This is a genomic window from Bacillus cereus group sp. BfR-BA-01310 (assembly GCF_022664325.1).
GTDB lineage: Bacteria > Bacillota > Bacilli > Bacillales > Bacillaceae_G > Bacillus_A > Bacillus_A paramycoides.
Genome location: NZ_JAKUHD010000009.1, coordinates 1 through 20297, shown reverse-complemented (window position 1 = coordinate 20297; position 20297 = coordinate 1). Strand labels below are relative to the sequence as shown.

Here is a 20297-nt window from a genome sequence, read left to right as displayed (position 1 = left end):
ATAGCTATTATTTTTTGTTTTTGTAGTAGTTGTAATCACAATATTCAAGTGATTTTGGATCTACATAACTTAAGTGATGACTAGAGAATGTCATACGACCAACTACACCAGGTTTAACAATTTCGTTGTACTTATCTTCTGTTAGTTTAGGAGCAGTTTGTTGTACTTCTTTTACCCACTTGTCATACTTTTCTTTTGTTTTTGCTTCAAGTTCGAATTCCATATGAGTGAATCCTTCACCAGAGAAGTTCGAACTACGACCTAGGTAAGAACCAGGTTTATCAGCTTGTAAATATAAATCCATGATCATGCCATCCATAGTGTATTTCATACCACCAAGTTCTGGAACCCAGAAAGCATTCATTGGACCTACAGAAGTCAGTTTGAATTGAATAGGTACACCAGCTGGGATGTTTAAATAGTTAACGGTTTCAATTTTTTCCTCTGGGTAACTAAATAACCATTTCCAGTTTGCGGATGTAACATAAATTTCAACTGGTTTAATATGTTTGGACTCTTTCGGAACCTCTTCCGAAGCATAAGTTGCTTTTACTGTTGGAATCGATAATGCGATAACGATAATAACAGGGACAAGCGTCCAAATAATTTCTAATAATGTGTTACCGTGTTGATCAGGTGGCTCATAGTCCATATTCTCTGGTTTTTCACGATAACGAATCAAGATGACTGTAAACAAGATGAATACAATTGCGATAATTAATGACATAAGCACGAATGACCAAACAATTAAATCATACTGTGCTTTTGCAACAGGTCCTTGCGGATTTAATACTGCGAGTTTCTTATCACAGCCACCGAGGAACAGAAGTAATGATAACGGAAGAAGTGAAGCCAACTTCCAAAACGCTTTCTTTAGTTGCACGATTGAAAATCTCCTTTCTCCTTGGATTGAAACTATGCCAATAAAACAATATAAACCTATTAATTTATAGAAGGCAATAGTTTTTGTCATATTGTTAAAAAATAGACACAAATGCACGCTTTTTAAGGTGAATATCATTTGTAACTTGATTACATTGTAAACTATTTTCCAGAGAAAAACGTGATTGTGAAAATTTTAAGTTAAATAAAGTTATACCAAGATATCCAATAAATAGAAAAAAGCTATCTTATCATAAGAAAGATAGCTGAATATTTAGTATATTTAGTTTATTTTCCGAGTTATATTTTGTTGTTGTTCAAATGTGACAACTTTTTTATATTTTACTTGGTATAAAATGTAACAGATAATCATAAATGGAATCCCGCAAAAAAGAGCAATTCTCTGATCTGGAATGAAAGCTAAACTAACAAATGTAATGAAATTGAGTGAAAAAGCTACGATTGGAACTACTGGATAAAGTGGTGTACGATATTTTAAATCCTTTATGTCACCGCCATTTTTAACGAATTCTCTACGGAAGAAAAATTGTGAAGCTGCGATCGACATCCAAACGACAACAGCTGCCATTGCTGCAATAGATGTTAGAACTAAAAAGACAGTATCTGCCGCAAATACACTCGTTAATAAAGACAGGCTTGCAAAAATTAGGCTGAAAATTAATGCGTTTAGCGGTACACCTTTTTTAGTTAGCTTTGTAAAAGCTGGACTTGCCATGCCTTGTTTTGCCATCGCCCAAAGCATACGAGAATTTGCGTATAGACCAGAGTTAGCTACAGATAATACAGCTGTAATAATAACAAAGTTCATAATGTCTGCTGCATATGGAACACCAGCTACATCAAATACAAGTACAAATGGACTTTCAACTAGATTAGCCTCTTGCCATGGGAGTAAACCTACAACAACTGAGATTGCTAAGACGAAAAAGAATAGAGTGCGCCAAATTGTGTTTTTTATAGCTTTTGGGATCGTTTTTTCAGGGTTTTCGCTTTCACCTGAAGCAATACCAATAAGTTCAGTTCCTTGGAATGAGTAATTTACTGTAATCATTGTAAGAAGAACTGCTAGTGCACCATTTGGAAATAGTCCGCCATTTTCAGTGAAATTATGAAGCATTGGAGCTGGTTTTCCATTAAAGTCGAGAAAACCGAACATAACTGCGCCTCCAAGTACAATAAAGACAACAATTGTTGCAACCTTTACGCTAGCGAACCAAAACTCAGTCTCTGCATATGCTTTCGCTGATAAAGCGTTCACAAGAAAGAGTGCTGCTGCAAATATAACACACCAAATCCACGAAGAAACGTCTGGAAACCAACGTTTCATTAAAATACTAACAGTCGTTAACTCTACTCCAACTGTAACAGCCCAATTTAACCAATACATCCAACCGACGACAAATCCAAAGCCAGGTGAAATAAATTTGCTTGCATAACTTTGGAATGAACCTGCTTCTGGCATAGCTACTGATAATTCACCAAGACATAACATCGTTAAATACATAACGAAACCACCGACTAAAAATGCAAGAATAGCTCCGCCTGGTCCGGCATTATGGACGATTTGTCCAGAGCCCATAAATAATCCTGTTCCAATGACTCCACCAAGTGCAATCATGAATAAGTGTCTACTTTTCATTGTTCGTTTTAAATCTGTTTGTTCTACTTGTTGATTCATATGCCCCTCACCCCGTATTTTTCTTGTATGTGTTAACTTAATTTCATTCTGGGATTTTAATCATTAGTGGGGGATGAAAAACATACTCGATTTATTTTGTTATGAAATGAATGGAGTATGTAAAAGAAAAACTAACTTATGACTAAATATCCTAGAATGTTTGTTAACATGGTGGAAGACTTGCGATTCATTCACTATGTTAACAATTTTGATTTTAGCAAAATATTCAGAAAAAGTATATTGTTTTTTCTTTTTATTAAAAATAATTAGAATTTTAAAAATGGTATATGTAAATAATAATTCACAGAATCTTTCTAGTAAACTAGTAAGAAGAAAGGTACAATGGTAGAAGTTACGACTTTAAAATAATTGATATAATGGAGTTTGGTTTATGATGAAAAAGTTAAAATATATTTTTATTTTCGGTATTATATTTGCTGCCGTGTTTTTTATCGAGAAAGATAAAATTATGAAAAAGGCACACGAATTACGGTTAGACCTTTTCTCTGAGGTGAAAGAAAGTGCAATGATTGAAGGTGTCCCGTTTATAAAGCAATTACCTGAATTACCTCGTGGGTGTGAAGTAACGAGTTTAGCAATGTTGTTGCAACATAAAGGTGTACAAGTAGATAAGATGCAACTTGCCAGTGAAATTTACCGCGTCCCATTTGAACAAGACGGTTTGCGTGGGAATCCTTATGAAGGGTTTGTCGGGAATATTTATACGAAATCTGAGCAAGGGTACGGTGTATATCATCAACCAATCTTTACATTAGCAGAAAAGTATGTTCCTGAAAAAGTCATTAATTTAACAGGTAGAGAAGTGCAAGATTTATATAAAGTAATTAGTTCGGGATCACCTGTATGGGTAATTGCGAATACGACGTTTAAACCACTTTCAGAAGATAGCTTTGAGACGTGGAATACAAGTTCAGGAGAAGTAAAAATTACATATTATGAGCATAGTGTAGTAGTAATTGGATACGATCAAAATTTCGTATATATGAATGATCCTCTTGCGAATAACCCACGTAAAGCTGTTCCGCGAGCAGAGTTTGAAAAGTCATGGGAGCAAATGGGGAAACAAGCAATTACTATTTTGTAATAATGAAAAGTCATCTTGAGGGTGGCTTTTTATTTTTAAGTATTTATTATTGAAAATTCAGAAGATTCTTTTAAAAGTTAACTATTCACGTTATAATAACAGTTAACTTAGTGAAGAAGGGGAGAAGAGAAATGGATGTCGCAAAGGAACTTGTTTTATTAAAGAATCAGTTGATTGAGTGGAGAAGGCACTTTCATAAGTATCCAGAGTTATCTTTTCAAGAAGAAAAAACATCTCAATTTGTATTCGACATACTTCGGAAAATCCCATATTTAGAAGTTTCGCGCCCTACTAAATATAGTGTAATGGCAAGGCTAATTGGTAAACAGCCTGGTAAAACAATCGCGGTTCGTGCTGATATGGATGCTCTTCCTATTCATGAAGAAAATAAGTTTGATTATATTTCTACATATCCAGGTGTGATGCATGCGTGTGGTCACGATGGTCATATGGCGATATTGCTTGGTGTAGTACATAAGTTAGTAGAAGAAAGAGAAAAAGTTAAAGGGGAAATTCGTTTTCTATTTCAACATGCAGAAGAAAATTTTCCGGGTGGTGCAGAGGAAATGGTCGCAGCGGGAGTAATGGAAGGTGTGGATTACATTATTGGTGCTCACCTGTGGGCTTCATTAGAAGTTGGAAAAGTAGGTGTAATTTATGGCCCAGCGATGGCGGCACCGGATGTTTTTAAAATTACGATAGAGGGAAAAGGTGGACATGCTGGAATTCCGCACGAAACAGTCGATAGTATCGCGATCGGTGCACAAATTGTTTCGCAAATTCAGCAAATTGTGTCTCGTCTCACGAATCCGTTAGATTCTCTCGTAGTATCTGTTACACAATTTCACGCTGGGACAACTCATAATGTTATACCGGAACAGGCAGAGATTGAAGGGACAGTGAGAAGTTTAAGACATGAATTAAGAGGACAAACAGAGGAGAAGCTTGAACGGATTGTGCAACATATTACAGAATCCTACGGTGCTAAGTATACATTTTCTTATGAATATGGATATCGACCAGTTGTGAACGATTATGAAGTGACAGAGCTTATTGAACGTACGGCATTACAGCTTTTTGGAAGAGAACGGGTTGTGCGTTTACAACCAACGATGGCAGGAGAAGATTTTTCAGCATTTTTACAAAAGGCACCAGGGACATTCTTTTTTATAGGGGCAGGAAATGAAGAGAAGGGAATTATATATCCGCATCACCATCCTCGTTTTACAATTGACGAAGACGCATTACCAATTGGAGTGGAAGTTTTTGTATCAGCCATTATGAATTTTATAAATAAAGGAGAATGAGATGAAGAAAATACATGTGCTAGCGCTTATTCCAGTTCTTTGTTTAGTAGTTGGACCAGTATTTGCGAATTCAGTCACTCCTTACGTATTGGGGATGCCATTTTTATTATTCTGGGTATTGTTATCAGTGCTCATTACGTCTCTATGTATGGGGCTTGTATACTTATTTGATCCTGCTAATAAGGGGGATATAGGATGATAGCATTACTTATCATTATTTTATTTTTATTTCTAGCACTATTTTTAGGGATTCGGGCACAACATGGAAAAGATATGAATTTAGAACAATGGTCGGTTGGGGGAAGAGGGTTTGGAACTATTTTCGTTTTTCTCCTTATGGCAGGCGAAATTTATACGACGTTCACATTTTTAGGAGGAAGTGGCTGGGCGTATAGTAAAGGGGCACCTACATTTTATATTTTAGGTTATGGTGCATTAGCTTATATTTTATCGTATTTTTTATTGCCACCGATTTGGAAGTATGCAAAAGAACATAACCTTGTTTCGCAGCCGGACTTTTTTGCGAAGAAATATAAGAGTAAGATGCTTGGGGTAATAGTTTCAATTGTTGGTGTTATTTCTATTATTCCATATCTTGTTTTACAGTTAAAGGGACTAGGAATTATCGTTTCAGAAGCTTCGTATGGAAGAGTGTCACCTGTTATTGCAGTATGGATTGGTGCTATTGTTATAACTATATATGTAATGGTTTCAGGTATACACGGCTCTGCTTGGACAGCCGCTTTGAAGGATATTATGATACTGTTTATCGTTATGTTTTTAGGTATATATTTACCGTATCATTATTACGGAGGATTTCAGCCGATGTTCGAAGCTGTAGAAGCTGCGAAACCAGGGTTTTTGTCCTTGCCTGATGAAGGGATGAGTATTTCTTGGTTTGTTTCTACTATTATATTAACGGCCCTCGGTTTTTATATGTGGCCTCATACATTTGCTTCTGCTTTTTCTGCAAAAAACGAAAAAGTATTTAGGAAAAACGCGGCAATTATGCCACTGTATTCTTTAGTTTTACTTTTCGTATTCTTTGCAGGATTTGCTGCTATATTACAAGTTCCTGGATTAAAGGGAGCGGATGTAGATCTTTCGTTATTCCGTCTGGCTCTTCAAACCTTTGACCCTTGGTTTATTGGGATTATTGGTAGTGCTGGAGTTTTAACAGCATTAGTTCCAGGTTCCATGCTTGTCATGGCCGCTTCTACATTGTTAGCAAAAAATATTTACCGAACAATGGTCCCATCTGCTTCAGATAGACAAGTTGCTAAAGTGGCGAAATTATTTGTTCCTGTAGTAACGCTTGTAGCTGTTTTGTTCACCTTTAAAGGTGGAGAAACAATAGGGGCTCTTCTTTTAATGGGATACAGTATAGTTACGCAACTTTTCCCTGCACTTGTATGTAGTTTGTTTCCTCGGCAAATTATTACGAAACAAGGTGCGATTGCGGGGATGGGAATTGGGCTGTTAGTTGTCGCATATATCACCTTATCTGGTTCTACTATAGCTACGATGTTTCCAGGGGTACCGCAATATATAAAAGATTTGAATGTAGGTATAGTCGCATTGTTAATTAATATTATTGTGATGTTTGTAGTGAGTGGACTCACGAAAAGTGTATCTATAAAGACGGACAATATAATAGTAGAAAAGTAATTCGCGTGTTAGAGCTATCTTTGAAAAGAGATAGCTCTTTTTTGTATATATTTACTTCTATTAGCGGAATCTAACTAAAAACTTGTTAAAAAGGAAGTTAGGTGGGGAAATTGTTAGAGTTGAAAAGTACCTTGTTTGAAGTTATGAAGGAAATCAGGGATGAGTTAGGTTCACCTAATGATTTAACGATTAGAGAAGTGGCTCTTGCGGGAAGTTTTACACGTTGTGCGGTTGTTTTTTTATGTGGATTAACAGATAAGGATAATGTTTATAAATATGTAGTTCGTACACTTCAATATGAAGAAGTACCAAATGAAGCAGCTGTTGTTCAAACATTGTTAGATCGTTTTATTTCTATTGCAGAAGTCAGTACGAAAACAACATTTCCAGATATTATAAATGCGATTTTAACAGGAGACACAGTTATATTAATTGATAATATTCAAACGGCTATTGTTATTAATAGTAGGGCTTGGGAGAAAAGAAGTCTAGAACCACCTGTAACAGAAGATTTAATACGTGGACCGAGGATTGGACTAAATGAAGATATTAATGTAAATAAAATGTTAATTCGTCGTAGTTTACGTGATCCAAAGCTACGATTTCAATCTTATATTATGGGGGAAAGATCGCAAAAAGAAGTGACCATAGTATATATAGAAGATATTATTAATCCTTACATTGTAAAAGAGTTAGATCGTCGTCTTCAATCGATAGTGACAGATGTCGTTTTGGAAACAGGTACGATTGAACAATTAATTCAAGATAATAATTTATCGCCATTTCCGCAGTTTTTGAATACAGAAAGGCCAGATAGTATTGTGGCCTCATTAGCGAAGGGAAAAGCGGCCATTTTAGTAGATGGATCACCATTTGCACTTATTGCGCCATTAGTATTTGTTGATATTTTTCAATCGGTAGAAGATCATTATGAGCGCTGGATAATTGGTACGTTATTAAGGGTTTTGCGAATGATTTCCGGTATAATTGCGATTTTAATGCCGGCAATGTATGTAGCACTAGTTTCATATCACCAAGGACTTATTCCTTCTAAATTGGCTTATTCAATTGCAGGTGCGAGGGAAGGTGTACCGTTTCCTGCTTATATTGAAACATTAATGATGGCATTGACGATGGAATTAATAAGAGAAGCTGGAATTAGATTACCGAAACAGATGGGACAAACCATTGGGATTGTAGGTGGCCTTGTAATTGGAGAAGCAGCAGTAAGTGCGGGGATTGTAAATCCGTTTTTAGTCATTATTATTGCGGTTACAGCAATTGCTACATTTTCACTGCCTGTGTATAGCATTACGATTACGTTTAGGGTTTTACTTTTCGTTTTTGTATTAGCCGCGACTGCTTTTGGGCTGTATGGGATTATTTTAGCTCTTATTGCACTTGCCGTTCATATTACGAATTTAAAGAGTGTTGGGGTACCGTATACAACGCCTATTGCTCCTGCGTTTTATAAAGATTGGAAAGAAGAGATTGTCCGCTTGCCGAAGTCAATGTTGAAAGAGAGACCGGAATATTTACAAACGAAAGACTCTACATTACATCCAAAGGAGCGAGAGTAATTGAAACCATTTGAATACGGAGATGAAGAAATTGGATCCCGGGAGCTTGGTTTTGCGGTATCTTCAGCCATTATTGGTATAGGGGCATTATCTATGCCACGAGACGTCGCTACGCAAACTCTATTTTCAGATGGCTGGATTATTTTGCTTGCTGGAGGATTGATATGTGCATTTTTAGGATGGTTTGTAACGAGGGTGGCTATTTTATTCCCAAAACAAAACTTTGTTCAATACACAAGTACACATTTGACGAAACCCGTTGCATACACGATTAGTATCATTTTAGTATTAACGTTTGCTGCTTTGACAGCATATGAATCGCGCATGATTGCAATTATTTCACAAACGTATTTATTTAATGATACACCAGTACAACTATTGTCTTTCTTTTTCCTATTAGTTGTTGTTTATGGAGTAGCAGGATCGAGAGTGGCTTTATTAAGGTTAAACGTTTTATTTTTGCCTATCGTTTTTATTGCAATCGTACTGCTTTCTTTATTGAATGTGAACTTAATGGAAATAGATAATTTACTACCGGCTTTTCAAACGGACGTAAGGCAATATGCTGTAGGAGTTAAAAGCTCTGTTTTTACGTTTATTGGATTTGAGGTAGCTTTGTTTTATGCGGTGATGTTAAATGACACAGCAAAAAAAGCACCATTGGCAGTTGCAAAAGCAGTGATGGTAAATGTGCTTTCGTACATTTTAATTTATATAACTTGTATTAGTGTTTTTACCTATATGACAACTAGGGGACTGACATATCCAACGATTGAATTAGGGAAAGAAATTGAAATTGGAGGAGGATTTTTAGAAAGGTTTGATGCGATCTTTTTTACTACTTGGATTATTACTGTCTATAACACTACAGCAATATATTATGACGTCGCGTCTTTATTATTTTGTGCCATGTTTCCGAAAGTGAAGAAACATATTTTCATTTTTGTAAGTGCCCCTATTATTTTTATGGTGAATATGATACCTGGTAATTTAGACGATTTATCACATTATGGAACTTATTTAGCTTGGATTGATATGGGGCTTGTTGTATTAGCGCCTTTGTTAGTTTTAATTGTATATAAAATAAAAAGAAGGAATGGTAAAAATGAAGCACCTTCTTAAAATTATGATATGTGCTGTTTTGGCTAGTTGGATGAGTGGGTGTTCTGAGTTAGAAGAGATCGAAGAAAGGGGATTTGTGGTAGGGGCGGCTTATGATATTGTGAAAGAAAAGAAATCTAATCCGGTGATGAAGGGTACATATCAAATGGTACTCCCAAGTAAGTTAACGCCACAAGGTACTCAAGGCGATGGGGAGAGTAAAAATTATATTAATGTTAGTGCAAAAGCTGATAGTGTTTTTGAGCAAATACGAATTATTGCTAAAAAAATTAGTCGTTCCTTATTCTTTCCACATATACAAGTGATAATTTTTTCTAAAGAATTACTTTCAGGTCCGTATGTTTTGCAAAATACGTTAGATGTATATATTCGTGATCATGAAATGAGAAGGAATATTCGTTTGTTCGTTTCGAAGAAAAATGCGGAAGCCATTTTAAAACAAAGTGCAAAGCCTGAAAATTTACCGGCGAAATACATTGATATGTTAGCTGATCATCCTCCGAAAAATGCTCAAATGATTGAGGCGGCCAGAATTGGTGAAGTACAGGAGAAAATGATTTCAAAGCAAAGTTTTGCGCTACCTGTTTTAAGTTTAACGAAGCAAGGTGTTCAGATGGATGGAGCTGCTTTATTTCGTGGAAAGGATAATAAGTGTGTTGGAATGCTGAGTGGAGAACAAACGTTAGGAATGAACTATGTAATAGGTAAAAAAATTGGAGGTTTTTTTACTATCCGTAAAAAGGGCCAGATTATTACATATGAAATTCATAAGATACACCGGAAGATTAAAGTGTCTACGGCAAATGCTACAAAACCGAAGTTTGATATTCATTTATCTCTAGATGGGACCTTGGCTGAGTTGCATTTTAGTGATAATAAACAAATTATGAATGAAAATCGATTAAAGAAAAATATTGCGGAGGAAATGGAGAAACGTATCCAAAAATCAGTAAAACTTGTTCAAAAAAAATATAAGGTAGATGTATTGGGATTTGGTGAAGTATATAAGCGGCATAATTATAAAGAGTGGAAAAAAATAAGTAAGAATTGGGATCAAGGTGAAAATTATTTTAGTAACGCTGAAGTAATTGTTCATGTTCATCCTATAATTGAACATTCGGGATCGGCTTTACCGAAGAGAGTGAAATAAGGTGATGTAAGTTGTTTACTGGATTAGGAATTAGTTGCGCGATATTGATGGCGGTTCTTCCAGGAGCTATATACTTTATTCATAAAAAAATTACAACGTATGGAGCGCAGCCGTGGAAAGAAAAAAAGAAACCTGAATGATTTTCAGGTTTCTTTTATGCACTAAGCATATGGTGAAGGGGGATACCTTCTATGTATGCTTAGCTTTTATACAAGCCCTAACCAATGTACCAATTGTGTAGAGAGGAATGTAACAACAATGGCAATAACAGTAGGGATTGCAAACGATAAGAATGTCCATTTTGCACTTTTTGTTTCTTTATATATGTTAACCAGTGTTGTCCCGCATGGGAAATGAAGAAGTGAGAACAACATTGTGTTTAACGCAGTTAACCAAGTCCAACCGTGTTCTAAGAATAGATTTTTAATTTGATTAAAATCATCTATTTCAGTTAAAGCGCCAGTTGATAAGTAAGACATTAATAAAATTGGAATAACAATTTCATTAGCTGGTAGTCCAAGAATAAACGCTGCTAGAATAAAACCGTCAAGACCTAACATTTTCGCGAATGGATCTAGGAAGTTTACAAAGTGCATAAGTAAGCTAGTGTCACCAACGAAAATATTAGCAAGTATCCAAGTTAATACAGCGGCAGGTGCAGCTACAATTACAGCTCGTTTTAAAACATATATTGATTTATCGAGCGTTGAACGCACAATTGTATTCCAAATTTTTGGCTTGCGGTATGGTGGTAACTCAAGTGTGTAGTGAGTTGGAACGCCTTTTAAAGCTGTTTTTGATAGTACCCAAGAAACGGTTAATGTCATAATAACACCAATTACAACCATTCCAACTACGACACTTGCAGTAACAAATGTTTGCATGCTACCTGTATAACCAGCAGCCATAAATAGTGAAGCCATTAAAATTAACATAGGCCAGCGACCGTTACAAGGAACGAAGTTGTTTGTTAAGATTGCAAGCATACGTTCACGTGGTGATTCAATAATACGTGTCGACATAATGGCAGCTGCATTACAACCAAATCCCATTGCCATTGTTAAAGATTGTTTACCGTGTGCACCAGATCGCTTGAATAAGCGGTCCATATTAAATGCGACACGTGGTAAATATCCGTAGTTTTCTAATAGGGCGAACATAGGGAAGAAAATGGCCATAGGTGGTAACATAACACTAATAACAGCTCCGATACCACGGAATAAACCAAGTATTAAAATGCCATGTAACCATTCAGGTGCATGCATTGCTTGGAACCAAGATGTTAAATATCCTTCTGCCCAGCCGAAGAACTCAGCAAGCATATCAGATGGTACGTTAGCGCCTGCAATTGTAAGATAAAAAATGATAGATAAAATACCGAGCATAATTGGGAATCCCCAGATTGGAGATGTGAAAATTTTATCTAGTTTTTCGGAACGATATAATTTATCAGTATTTGTATATTGAACAGATTCTTTACATATATTTGCAGATGTTCGATAAATATCTCCGACAATATCATCTCGTATATCTTCTTTTGAGAGTGTTTGTGCATGTTGGATAATATAGTCTAATGGAAGAGCTTTACTGGCTGAGTGAGATTCCATTTATTACGACCTCCCTTACAAGCGGTTCGTTATGATGTTTTTGAAGTGTAGTTAAGAAATTTTTATCTCCATCTAAAATACGTAGCGCAATCCAACGTGCTGGATACGTATCACCGAACACTTTATAAATTTGTGGTTCTAATTCTTGAATCATATTTTCAATTTTTTCATTATAAGTAATTTTAATTGGTGTAGGAATGAGCCTTTTTGTTGCTACTTTAGTAATGACACTTAGTAAATGTCCGATACCAACTCGGTTTCGTGCTGAAATTTTAACTACCGGTACACCAAGTGATTTTGCTAATTTTTTTTCATCAATAACGATTCCCTTTTTCTCTGCTTCATCAATTAAGTTAATACAAATGACTACATCGTTTGTCATTTCCATCACTTGGAGTGCTAAATTTAAATTTCTTTCCATTGCAGTTGCATCTATAACAACCACAGTTACTTCTGGCTTTTCAAATATAATATAATCTCGTGCGACTTCTTCATCTGCTGAATTTGAATACAGTGAGTAAGTTCCAGGTAAATCTATTATTGTATATATATTTCCGTTATGCTCATATTCCCCTTCAGCTTTTAAAACAGTTTTCCCCGTCCAGTTTCCAGTATGTTGTTTTAAGCCTGTTAAAGTATTAAATAATGTACTTTTCCCGGTATTCGGGTTACCAGCTAAAGCAATGCGATGGTTACTCATCTGAAATCATCTCCTATTAATACCCCGAAAATAAGGGAACTTTCTTCACTACGCAGTGCAATAGTTGTGTTGCTTACTTGATAAGCGACCGGGTCTCCAAGTGGACTGCGTTGTAACACTTTAATCGTTGCCCCAGGAATAAAGCCTAAATCTAATAAACGTCGTTTCATAGTTCCTTCTAATTGTATCTTCTCAATTTGTACAAACTCTCCTGTTGTAAATTCGGAAAGTGGTTTTGTATTAGCCGATACCATAAAAGTTACCTCACCTCTATATTTTTAGTTTAAGTTTAAAAAGTTTCCCTAGGTAAACTTTTTGCTACTAATATAGTAGACTACATTGGATGATGCTGTCAATTAGTACTTTAAAAATATTCATTTATTTTTAGAATTGTTCCAATTTATTTGATTGTACCGAAAAATATTACTGAAATTCTTCTTAATGTAAATAAGGTAAGAGCGTAAAAGTTAAAAAATATAGGGGGATTGTAAATATATTTTTAACTTAAAGGGCAAAATAAAGAAAAATATTTACATTGGCTTTACATTGTTAAGAATAAATTTACAATACTGCGTGGTTAGTGTGGGTTTTGTTGGCTTTTTTAACTGTAAATGTTGGAATGTCTAGCTTTTGCGGGATGTTATCTCTATTTACTTAAACTTAAAAATTGCTTAACACTCACATAATATTGTTGTCCTACAATGAATTTGTGTTCGAAAGAAGATGAATTCGAAAAGTGATAATCCAAATGGGGGTACAAGACATGGTTATGAAAAAGGGTATTAAATTTTCTTTAGCGGCTTTAGTTGTTGCAGGTGCATTAGTTGGATGTGGAAAAGCAGAAAGTACGGATAATAAGGAAGCTGCTAAAGGAAACGATAATGCAAAACAAGAATTATCAGGTACGATTGCAGCGGCTGGCTCTACAGCTCTTCAACCTCTTGCGGAGGAAGCTGGAAAGAAATTCATGGAGAAAAATTCAAAAGTTTCTATTCAAGTTCAAGGTGGCGGTAGTGGAACAGGGATTAACCAAGTAGCGTCTGGTGCAGTACAAATTGGTAATTCGGATGTTCCGGCTTCAGATAAAATAAAAGATGCTGAAAAAGCGAAAGAATTAGTAGATAACAAGGTAGCGGGTATCGCATTCGCACTTGTCGTAAATAAAGATGTAAAAGTTGATAACTTAACAGTAAAACAAGTGCAAGATATCTTCACTGGAAAAGTAACGAACTGGAAAGAGTTAGGCGGGAAAGATGAAAAAATCAACGTAATTAATCGTCCAGCTTCATCTGGTACACGTGCTACATTTGAAAAAACAGTTATGAAAGATGCGAAAATTAATGATGGAACTGGTACTACACAAGATTCTAATGGTGCAGTAGAGCAAGCGATTAACTCTACTCCAGGTTCAATCAGCTATTTAGCAATGTCTTACATGGTTGGCGATAAAAAAGGTGCATTGCAAACTGTGAAAATTGATGGTGCTGAACCGAAAGTTGAAAACATCTCTGCTGGTAAATATCCATTCTGGTCTTACGAGTACATGGTAACTAAAGGTGAGGCAAAAGAAGCGACAAAAGCATACATTGACTATGTAAAAGGTAAAGATTTCGAAAAACAAGTAGAAGATATGGGTTACATTCCGATGTCTAAATTAAATAAGTAATAAAATTTTATGGGGCTGGCTGCAAGGCCAGTCCTGTTCATTTCAATCTATGAAGTGGGGTCTGTCCTGTGATGAAGGGGAAAAAACAAATTAATTACGTAAAGAGTGAATATATAGGAAGAACACTCGTTACGTTTTGTGGTATCTTTATTGTTTTTGTTACATTAGCTATTATTGCGTTTATTTGCGGCAAAGGAATTCAATCTTTCACGCAAAGTGGTATCTCATTATCTGAGGTGTTAACTTCGACAAAATGGAATCCAAATGCTGATCAAGGTACGTATGGTGCTGTCATCTTTATTGTTGGTTCGACGCTTGTGTCGTTAGGTGCTGTTGTTATTAGTGCGCCAATTGCTATAGCTCTTGCTATATTCATGAATTTAATTTCGCCAAAGTTTGGGAATAAAGTATTAAAGCCTGTTTTAGAATTATTAGTTGGTATTCCGTCAGTTGTGTACGGATTATTAGGGGTTACGATTTTAATTCCTTTATTACGTGATTCGTTTGGGGGAGTGGGCTTTAGTTTAATTGCTGGTATTATCGTCCTAAGTATTATGATTTTACCTACTATTGCTAGTATCGCCTCTGATGCAATACGTTCTGTTCCGTTTGATTACTTGGAAGCTTCTTACGGTCTAGGATCGACGAAATGGCAAGCGATTAGCCGAGTTATTGTTCCTGCTGCAAAACAAGGGATTTTAACAGGTATTGTTTTAGGGTTAGCGCGTGCTTTTGGTGAAGCGTTAGCGGTTCAAATGGTAATCGGGAACACGATTAAATTACCGGAAGGAATATATAGTCCAACAGCAACGTTAACGGGTATTCTAACAATGGATATGACGAATACATTGAACGGAACAGCTTGGAACAATGCGCTATGGACATTAGCGATGATTCTGCTTGTTATTTCATTCCTGTTTATTTTAGTAATTCGAGCGATTGGTCAAAGAGGTGAGCGATAATAATGAATGCAAGAACGGTAAATAAAGTTTGGACGGGTATCTTTTATGCGGTTGCAGCTTTAGTTGTAGCTTTGCTAGTGTTCTTAGTGTTTGAAATTCTGCAAAAGGGATGGGGATTTTGGGATCCTAATTTCTTGTTTGGAGAACCAAGTAATACAAGAGCTGGTGGTGGTATTGGTCCGCAGTTATTCAATTCCTTCTACATGCTTGTTATAACACTTATTATATCTATTCCTCTTGGATTAGGGGCTGGAATATATTTAGCGGAGTATGCAAAACAAGGCCGTTTTTTAAGTTTTGTTCGATTATGTATTGAGACAATGGCGTCGTTACCTTCTATTGTTGTTGGTTTATTCGGTTTGTTAGTGTTCGTTACAATGACAGGCTGGGGATACACAGTAATGGGTGGTGCTCTTGCTTTAACTATTTTGAATTTGCCTGGTTTAACACGTGTTTGTGAAAATGCGATTTCTGAAGTTCCTCATAATGTAAAAGAGGCGAGTCTTGGATTAGGTGCAACAAAATGGCAAACAATTGTCCGTATTATTATTCCGTCTTCACTACCACAAATTATTACAGGGATTATTTTAGCGGCGGGGCGTATATTCGGTGAAGCTGCAGCATTAATTTACACAGCTGGTTTAACATCTCCGATTTTAAATTCAGCAGCGGACTTCTCAAGTCCGGCGCATCCTTTAAATCCATTTAGACCAGCTGAAACGTTAGCGGTTCACATTTGGAAGTTAAATTCGGAAGGGATTATCCCAGATGCGAAGTTAATTGCGACAAAATCTGCAGCTGTATTAATTATTATGGTATTACTATTCAATATCATTTCACGTTTTGTAGCATCTGTATTACACAAGCGTTTTACAGGAACGAAAAAAAGTCGTAAAACGACGAAGAAGGTAAAAGCGGCATAGGTTACAAAAAAGAGCTCTCTGTTTATAAACAGAGGGTTCTTTTTATATTTTAATATTGAAGGGACGCATTATACGATTGTTGAATTTTAATTGAGTATGCGAAAAAGTGCTGGATTATATCGGTAGGTAGAGGGTCAAAAGGCGTTATCCTCATAATTGAAGATAACGCCTTTTGGGTTTAAATATCAGGTGTTTCTGTAGAAGTATTTATTTTTCTGCGGGAGCGTCTTTTTCTCCCGATTTTATCTAATAGTTCATACATAACAGGAACAACGACTAGTGTAAGGACGGTTGAAACAGCTAAGCCACCAATTACAACGACGGCTAGACTTTTTGATACCATACTTCCTGCTTGAGATTGCCCGAAGAGAAGTGGTAGCATAGCGACGATTGTTGTTATAGCTGTCATAATAATTGGGCGTAATCGAGTGGAACCAGCTTCTAGTAAAGCTTCTCTTGTTTCCATACCGTTTTCCCGATTTTGTTGAACTCTTTCTATTAATACAATAGCATTTGTAACGACAATCCCGATTAACATTAATGCGCCAATCAATGAATTTACATCAACAGGTGTTCTTGAAATAATTAATCCTAAAATACCGCCGACAGCAGCTAATGGTAAAGAGAATAAAATTGCAAAAGGAGCACGTGCTTGCCCGAATGTGATAACCATAATTAAATATACAATCCCAATTGCAATCCCCATAATTTTAAATAAGTCTGTGAAGTTCTCTTGCATAGATTCAGTAGCACCTGCGATATTTACTTTTGCTCCGTTAGGTAAATCTAAGTCGGTTATCGTCTTGTTTACTTCTGCGCTTACTTTGCTTAAATCTTCACTTGAAGCTTCTGCAGTAATTTGAATCGTTTCTTTCCCATCTTTATGGAAGATTTCCGTTTGAAGTTGTTTTTCTGAAATAGTTGCAACGTCTTTTAAAGGGATTGGCCCATTAATAGGTGATAGTATGTTTGTGTTTAGAATATCTGTTTGCTTGTTAATGGCTTCCTTCTTGTGTTCTATCATAATCGTTGCTTTTTCATTATTAATTGAGATTTCCCCGATAGGTGATTTCTTCATAAGGAATGCTACTTGTTGTGCTGCTAATTCTGGTGTTAAACCTAGTTGCTCAGCCTTTGTTTGATCGATATGAATTTGCCATTCTTTTTTAGATGCTTCTATATTTGTTTTTACCTTAGAGAGAGAGTCCATGCTTTTTAGTTTTGTTTCGACGATGTTAGCGGCCTTTTTTAAATTTGTTTCGTTAGTAGCTGTTACGTTAAATTGTAAGTTGTTTCCGCCGCCAGCGTCAGAGTAACTCGTTTTTATATAATCAAGTTCAGCTGGTTCGAAAGCTGTATGTTCTTTTTTTAACTCTTTAATATATTGGTCGATGTCAGATCCTTTTTTAAAGACTACAAATATAGTTGCAAGATTGTTTTTAGTTGTCTGTCCCCATTGTGCATCTTCTGCGCTGGATCCCATTCGTAAAATAACATCTGTTACATCAGGATTAGAGAGTAGTTTCTTTTCGAAATCAAAGGCTTTTTGTTTTTTAGCTTCAGACTCATAATCGGTTGGAAATGTCATGTTGACGGATAGCATTGTATCATCTTCAGACTTTATATTCGCTTTCGGTAGTAGTATGTAGGCAGCGATTGATCCTGCGAATAATAAAAAAGAAGTAAGTAGAATGATAAATTTATGAGAAAGAGCCCATTTTAATGTAGCGACATATCGTGGTGAAGAACTCGGCTTACGATGCTTTGTTTTTTTGAGTAGTAAAAAAGCCATAAGTGGAACAACTGTTAATGCAACGATTAAGGAAGATAAAATAGAATATACAACTGCTAATACCATAGGTAACATGAGTTTACCGATTACTCCTGATACGAGACCGATAGGTAAAAAAACTGCGACTGTTGTTAAAGTGGAAGAGGTGATTGCGACAGCGACCTCTTTCGTTGCATCAAGAATAATATCTTTAGAGAAGGTTTCTTTTTGTAAACGACGGAAAATGTTCTCGATTACAACGATACTATCATCGACGAGACGTCCCACGGCAACGGCTAAGCCACCAAGAGTTAGAATATTAAGTGTAATGTTAGATTGGTGGAGCAAAAACAGTGTTAATAAAATAGATAATGGAATACTGACGACAGCTATGAGTGTTGTTCGGAAGCTGCGTAAAAAGATTAAGATAATTAGAGTTGCAGCAATTGCCCCAAGGATTACTTCTTTTCCCATGCTAGTAACAGCATTTTCAACTTGTTCATGAGTTGAAGCTAGAAGTTTAATAGAAAACTGATCTTTATATTGCTTGCTTATATCTTTAATCTTTTTATCAATATCTTTTCCAATTGCAACCGCGTTTTTACTCGGCTCTTTCATGATGACTAATCCTGTTCCTTCTTCACCGTTTATGTGCGAGATTGTATCGTAATGTTGTTTTAGTTCAACTTGAGCGACATCTTGTAATTTTACTTGAGGTGTAACGTTGATATTTTTAATGTCATTTACATTTTTTATATCCCCGATGACACGAAGATTGTATTCTTCCTTATTAACCGTAATTGCCCCAGCGGGAGTGGAAGTTTCTTTTCCTTGTAAAACTTTTAATACTTGCTCTGATGTTACGTTTTTATCTTTTAGCTGGTTAGGATCAAGTAAGATGGATAATTCGGAAGTTGACTTTCCGAAATACATGACATTGGCAACACCATCAATACTTTCGAGTTGTGGTACGATTTCTTCCTCGATTTGTTTTTCGTCAGCTTTTGAAAATCCATTTTGCTTCTGGATGGTAATTTGAGCAAGTGGGATCATAGAAGTGTTTAATTGGCTAACTACAGGCTTAGTTACATCTTTAGGCAATTTCACCGTATTAATTGCTTTTTCAACTTCGCGTGCCGCGTCTTTCATATTTGCCTTGGATGTATATGCGATGTCGATGCGTGATAATCCTTCGTTTGTGGAAGAAGTGATGCCATCGATATGTTCTAAATTACGAAATTGTTTTTCGAGAGGATCAGTTACGTCCTTGGTCATCGTTTCAGCATCTAGCCCTTGAGATAATGTTGTAACAGTTATTGCGGGGTTATCGATGCTTGGTAAAAATTCCATAGGTAATTTAGAACCGGAATAAACGCCGAGTATGGAAATGAGAAAAACCATGATAATGATAGCGGCTCGGTTTTTTAATGAAAATTTTGTTAACCTATCCATAAGATAATTCCTCCATTAGTTTATTTATAGTTTTTTGGGCACTCCCTTACTATATAACAAAAAATGGATATTTTTCATTAATTAAATGTAAAAAAATTCTAACAATAATCTTAAGTTAATATTTCGAGAGGGATTTCGTTATTTGTGAAGGAAGATTCCTGATTGGTGAGAAAAAGCACTAATTAAAGTTTTGCTTTAGGATAGTTGTTTCGTTTCTTATAACTAACTTATTTTGTTACTTTACGTTTAAATGTGTACTTTTCCATCTTAAGTAGAGTCGTGGTTATTACGAAGTTTAAAAGGAAGAGGATTAAAAGTCAGGAACTTATTGTGAAATACCGCTTGGGTGATGGTAGTGTATAGTAACTTGTATACAATCAAAATAATTGTTTTAAGTAGAAAGGATAATGGTCCTTTCTATAGAAGAAAGTAGGGAAAGGGAATTTTTTTTGTGTTTTTTATAAAAAGCACTTGTTATTTCAAAATCATGATGGTATATTAATAAACGTCGCTGATGCGGAAACGCAGAAAACGACAAAAAAGAAATTAAAAAACATGGTTGACATCGAAAAATGAAGATGTTAATATGATGAAGTCGCTTCTGAGCGACGGACAAGTTCTTTGAAAACTGAACGAAACAAACAACGTGAAACGTCAATTTTTATTTTTAGATGCTAGACAAACTAACTTTATTGGAGAGTTT

At 35.8% G+C, this 20297-nt stretch carries 17 protein-coding genes; 11 read left to right on the top strand and 6 right to left on the bottom strand.

Annotation, left to right across the window (positions count from 1 at the left end; all coding sequences use genetic code 11):
- Window positions 1-7: 7 nt before the first annotated feature.
- Window positions 8-883 (bottom strand): cytochrome aa3 quinol oxidase subunit II, encoded by an 876-nt coding sequence (locus MR109_RS18020; protein ID WP_071717605.1) that lies wholly within the window; start codon window positions 881-883, stop codon window positions 8-10.
- 282 nt (window positions 884-1165) lie between these two features.
- Window positions 1166-2581 (bottom strand): amino acid permease, encoded by a 1416-nt coding sequence (locus MR109_RS18015; RefSeq protein WP_048370822.1) that lies wholly within the window; start codon window positions 2579-2581, stop codon window positions 1166-1168.
- Between the two features lie 394 nt (window positions 2582-2975).
- On the opposite strand from MR109_RS18015, the gene MR109_RS18010 reads away from it, so the two are divergent.
- The 8 genes from MR109_RS18010 (at window position 2976) to MR109_RS30075 (ending at window position 10653) form a co-directional block, all read left to right on the top strand.
- Window positions 2976-3686, top strand: a complete 711-nt coding sequence (locus tag MR109_RS18010) for a C39 family peptidase (protein WP_071717616.1) — start codon at window positions 2976-2978, stop codon at window positions 3684-3686.
- Between the two features lie 131 nt (window positions 3687-3817).
- Complete coding sequence (locus MR109_RS18005; RefSeq protein WP_071717606.1) at window positions 3818-4993, top strand: M20 family metallopeptidase; 1176 nt, start codon at window positions 3818-3820, stop codon at window positions 4991-4993.
- Between the two features lies 1 nt (window position 4994).
- Window positions 4995-5192 (top strand): DUF3311 domain-containing protein, encoded by a 198-nt coding sequence (locus MR109_RS18000; protein ID WP_002174920.1) that lies wholly within the window; start codon window positions 4995-4997, stop codon window positions 5190-5192.
- Complete coding sequence (locus MR109_RS17995) at window positions 5189-6661, top strand: sodium:solute symporter family protein (RefSeq protein WP_048370826.1); 1473 nt, start codon at window positions 5189-5191, stop codon at window positions 6659-6661. Before MR109_RS18000 ends, MR109_RS17995 begins: the two co-directional genes overlap by 4 nt.
- Window positions 6662-6762: 101 nt before the next feature.
- Window positions 6763-8241, top strand: a complete 1479-nt coding sequence (locus tag MR109_RS17990) for a spore germination protein (protein ID WP_156185354.1) — start codon at window positions 6763-6765, stop codon at window positions 8239-8241.
- Window positions 8242-9363 (top strand): endospore germination permease, encoded by a 1122-nt coding sequence (locus MR109_RS17985; RefSeq protein ID WP_242273376.1) that lies wholly within the window; start codon window positions 8242-8244, stop codon window positions 9361-9363.
- Entirely contained in the window at window positions 9347-10513 is a 1167-nt protein-coding gene (locus MR109_RS17980) for a Ger(x)C family spore germination protein (RefSeq protein ID WP_242273373.1), read from the top strand. The genes MR109_RS17985 and MR109_RS17980 overlap by 17 nt, the downstream gene beginning before the upstream one ends.
- Before the next feature lie 11 nt (window positions 10514-10524).
- Window positions 10525-10653 (top strand): hypothetical protein, encoded by a 129-nt coding sequence (locus tag MR109_RS30075; protein ID WP_082147787.1) that lies wholly within the window; start codon window positions 10525-10527, stop codon window positions 10651-10653.
- A 66-nt stretch (window positions 10654-10719) separates the two neighbouring features.
- Here the strand turns inward: MR109_RS30075 and MR109_RS17975 are convergent, their stop codons facing one another.
- The 3 genes from MR109_RS17975 to MR109_RS17965 are packed head-to-tail and all read right to left on the bottom strand — an operon-like array spanning window position 10720 to window position 13074.
- Entirely contained in the window at window positions 10720-12120 is a 1401-nt protein-coding gene (locus tag MR109_RS17975; RefSeq protein WP_048370831.1) for a nucleoside recognition domain-containing protein, read from the bottom strand.
- The gene (locus tag MR109_RS17970; RefSeq protein ID WP_025149862.1) at window positions 12098-12820 is read right to left on the bottom strand and encodes a FeoB small GTPase domain-containing protein; all 723 of its coding nucleotides are present in this window, start codon (window positions 12818-12820) and stop codon (window positions 12098-12100) included. Before MR109_RS17970 ends, MR109_RS17975 begins: the two co-directional genes overlap by 23 nt.
- On the bottom strand, window positions 12817-13074 hold the full coding sequence (locus MR109_RS17965; RefSeq protein WP_002174927.1) for a FeoA family protein: 258 nt from the start codon (window positions 13072-13074) through the stop codon (window positions 12817-12819). The genes MR109_RS17970 and MR109_RS17965 overlap by 4 nt, the downstream gene beginning before the upstream one ends.
- 509 nt (window positions 13075-13583) lie before the next feature.
- Here MR109_RS17965 and MR109_RS17960 point away from each other — a divergent pair.
- From MR109_RS17960 to pstA, 3 genes are all read left to right on the top strand, one after another.
- Window positions 13584-14486: a phosphate ABC transporter substrate-binding protein PstS family protein gene (locus MR109_RS17960; RefSeq protein WP_025149864.1), complete on the top strand. Its 903-nt coding sequence runs from the start codon at window positions 13584-13586 to the stop codon at window positions 14484-14486.
- A 71-nt stretch (window positions 14487-14557) separates the two neighbouring features.
- A complete protein-coding gene (gene pstC / locus MR109_RS17955) occupies window positions 14558-15448 on the top strand; it encodes a phosphate ABC transporter permease subunit PstC (RefSeq protein ID WP_025149865.1) in 891 nt (296 codons plus the stop codon).
- A gap of 2 nt (window positions 15449-15450) precedes the next feature.
- On the top strand, window positions 15451-16371 hold the full coding sequence (gene pstA, locus MR109_RS17950; protein WP_098791210.1) for a phosphate ABC transporter permease PstA: 921 nt from the start codon (window positions 15451-15453) through the stop codon (window positions 16369-16371).
- 178 nt (window positions 16372-16549) lie between these two features.
- On the opposite strand, the gene MR109_RS17945 is transcribed toward pstA, so the two are convergent.
- A complete protein-coding gene (locus MR109_RS17945; RefSeq protein WP_242273370.1) occupies window positions 16550-19594 on the bottom strand; it encodes an efflux RND transporter permease subunit in 3045 nt (1014 codons plus the stop codon).
- Window positions 19595-20297: the final 703 nt, after the last annotated feature.

Excerpts from the sequence above, each read along its gene's own strand:
- MR109_RS18015 (WP_048370822.1), bottom strand. The coding sequence starts at position 2,581 with ATGAATCAACAAGTAGAACAAACAGATTTAAAACGAACAATGAAAAGT.
- MR109_RS18010 (WP_071717616.1), top strand. The coding sequence starts at position 2,976 with ATGAAAAAGTTAAAATATATTTTTATTTTCGGTATTATATTTGCTGCC.
- MR109_RS18005 (WP_071717606.1), top strand. The coding sequence starts at position 3,818 with ATGGATGTCGCAAAGGAACTTGTTTTATTAAAGAATCAGTTGATTGAG.
- MR109_RS18000 (WP_002174920.1), top strand. The coding sequence starts at position 4,995 with ATGAAGAAAATACATGTGCTAGCGCTTATTCCAGTTCTTTGTTTAGTA.
- MR109_RS17995 (WP_048370826.1), top strand. The coding sequence starts at position 5,189 with ATGATAGCATTACTTATCATTATTTTATTTTTATTTCTAGCACTATTT.
- MR109_RS17980 (WP_242273373.1), top strand. The coding sequence starts at position 9,347 with ATGAAGCACCTTCTTAAAATTATGATATGTGCTGTTTTGGCTAGTTGG.
- MR109_RS17975 (WP_048370831.1), bottom strand. The coding sequence starts at position 12,120 with ATGGAATCTCACTCAGCCAGTAAAGCTCTTCCATTAGACTATATTATC.
- MR109_RS17970 (WP_025149862.1), bottom strand. The coding sequence starts at position 12,820 with ATGAGTAACCATCGCATTGCTTTAGCTGGTAACCCGAATACCGGGAAA.
- MR109_RS17965 (WP_002174927.1), bottom strand. The coding sequence starts at position 13,074 with ATGGTATCGGCTAATACAAAACCACTTTCCGAATTTACAACAGGAGAG.
- MR109_RS17960 (WP_025149864.1), top strand. The coding sequence starts at position 13,584 with ATGGTTATGAAAAAGGGTATTAAATTTTCTTTAGCGGCTTTAGTTGTT.
- pstC (WP_025149865.1), top strand. The coding sequence starts at position 14,558 with ATGAAGGGGAAAAAACAAATTAATTACGTAAAGAGTGAATATATAGGA.
- pstA (WP_098791210.1), top strand. The coding sequence starts at position 15,451 with ATGAATGCAAGAACGGTAAATAAAGTTTGGACGGGTATCTTTTATGCG.
- MR109_RS17945 (WP_242273370.1), bottom strand. The coding sequence starts at position 19,594 with ATGGATAGGTTAACAAAATTTTCATTAAAAAACCGAGCCGCTATCATT.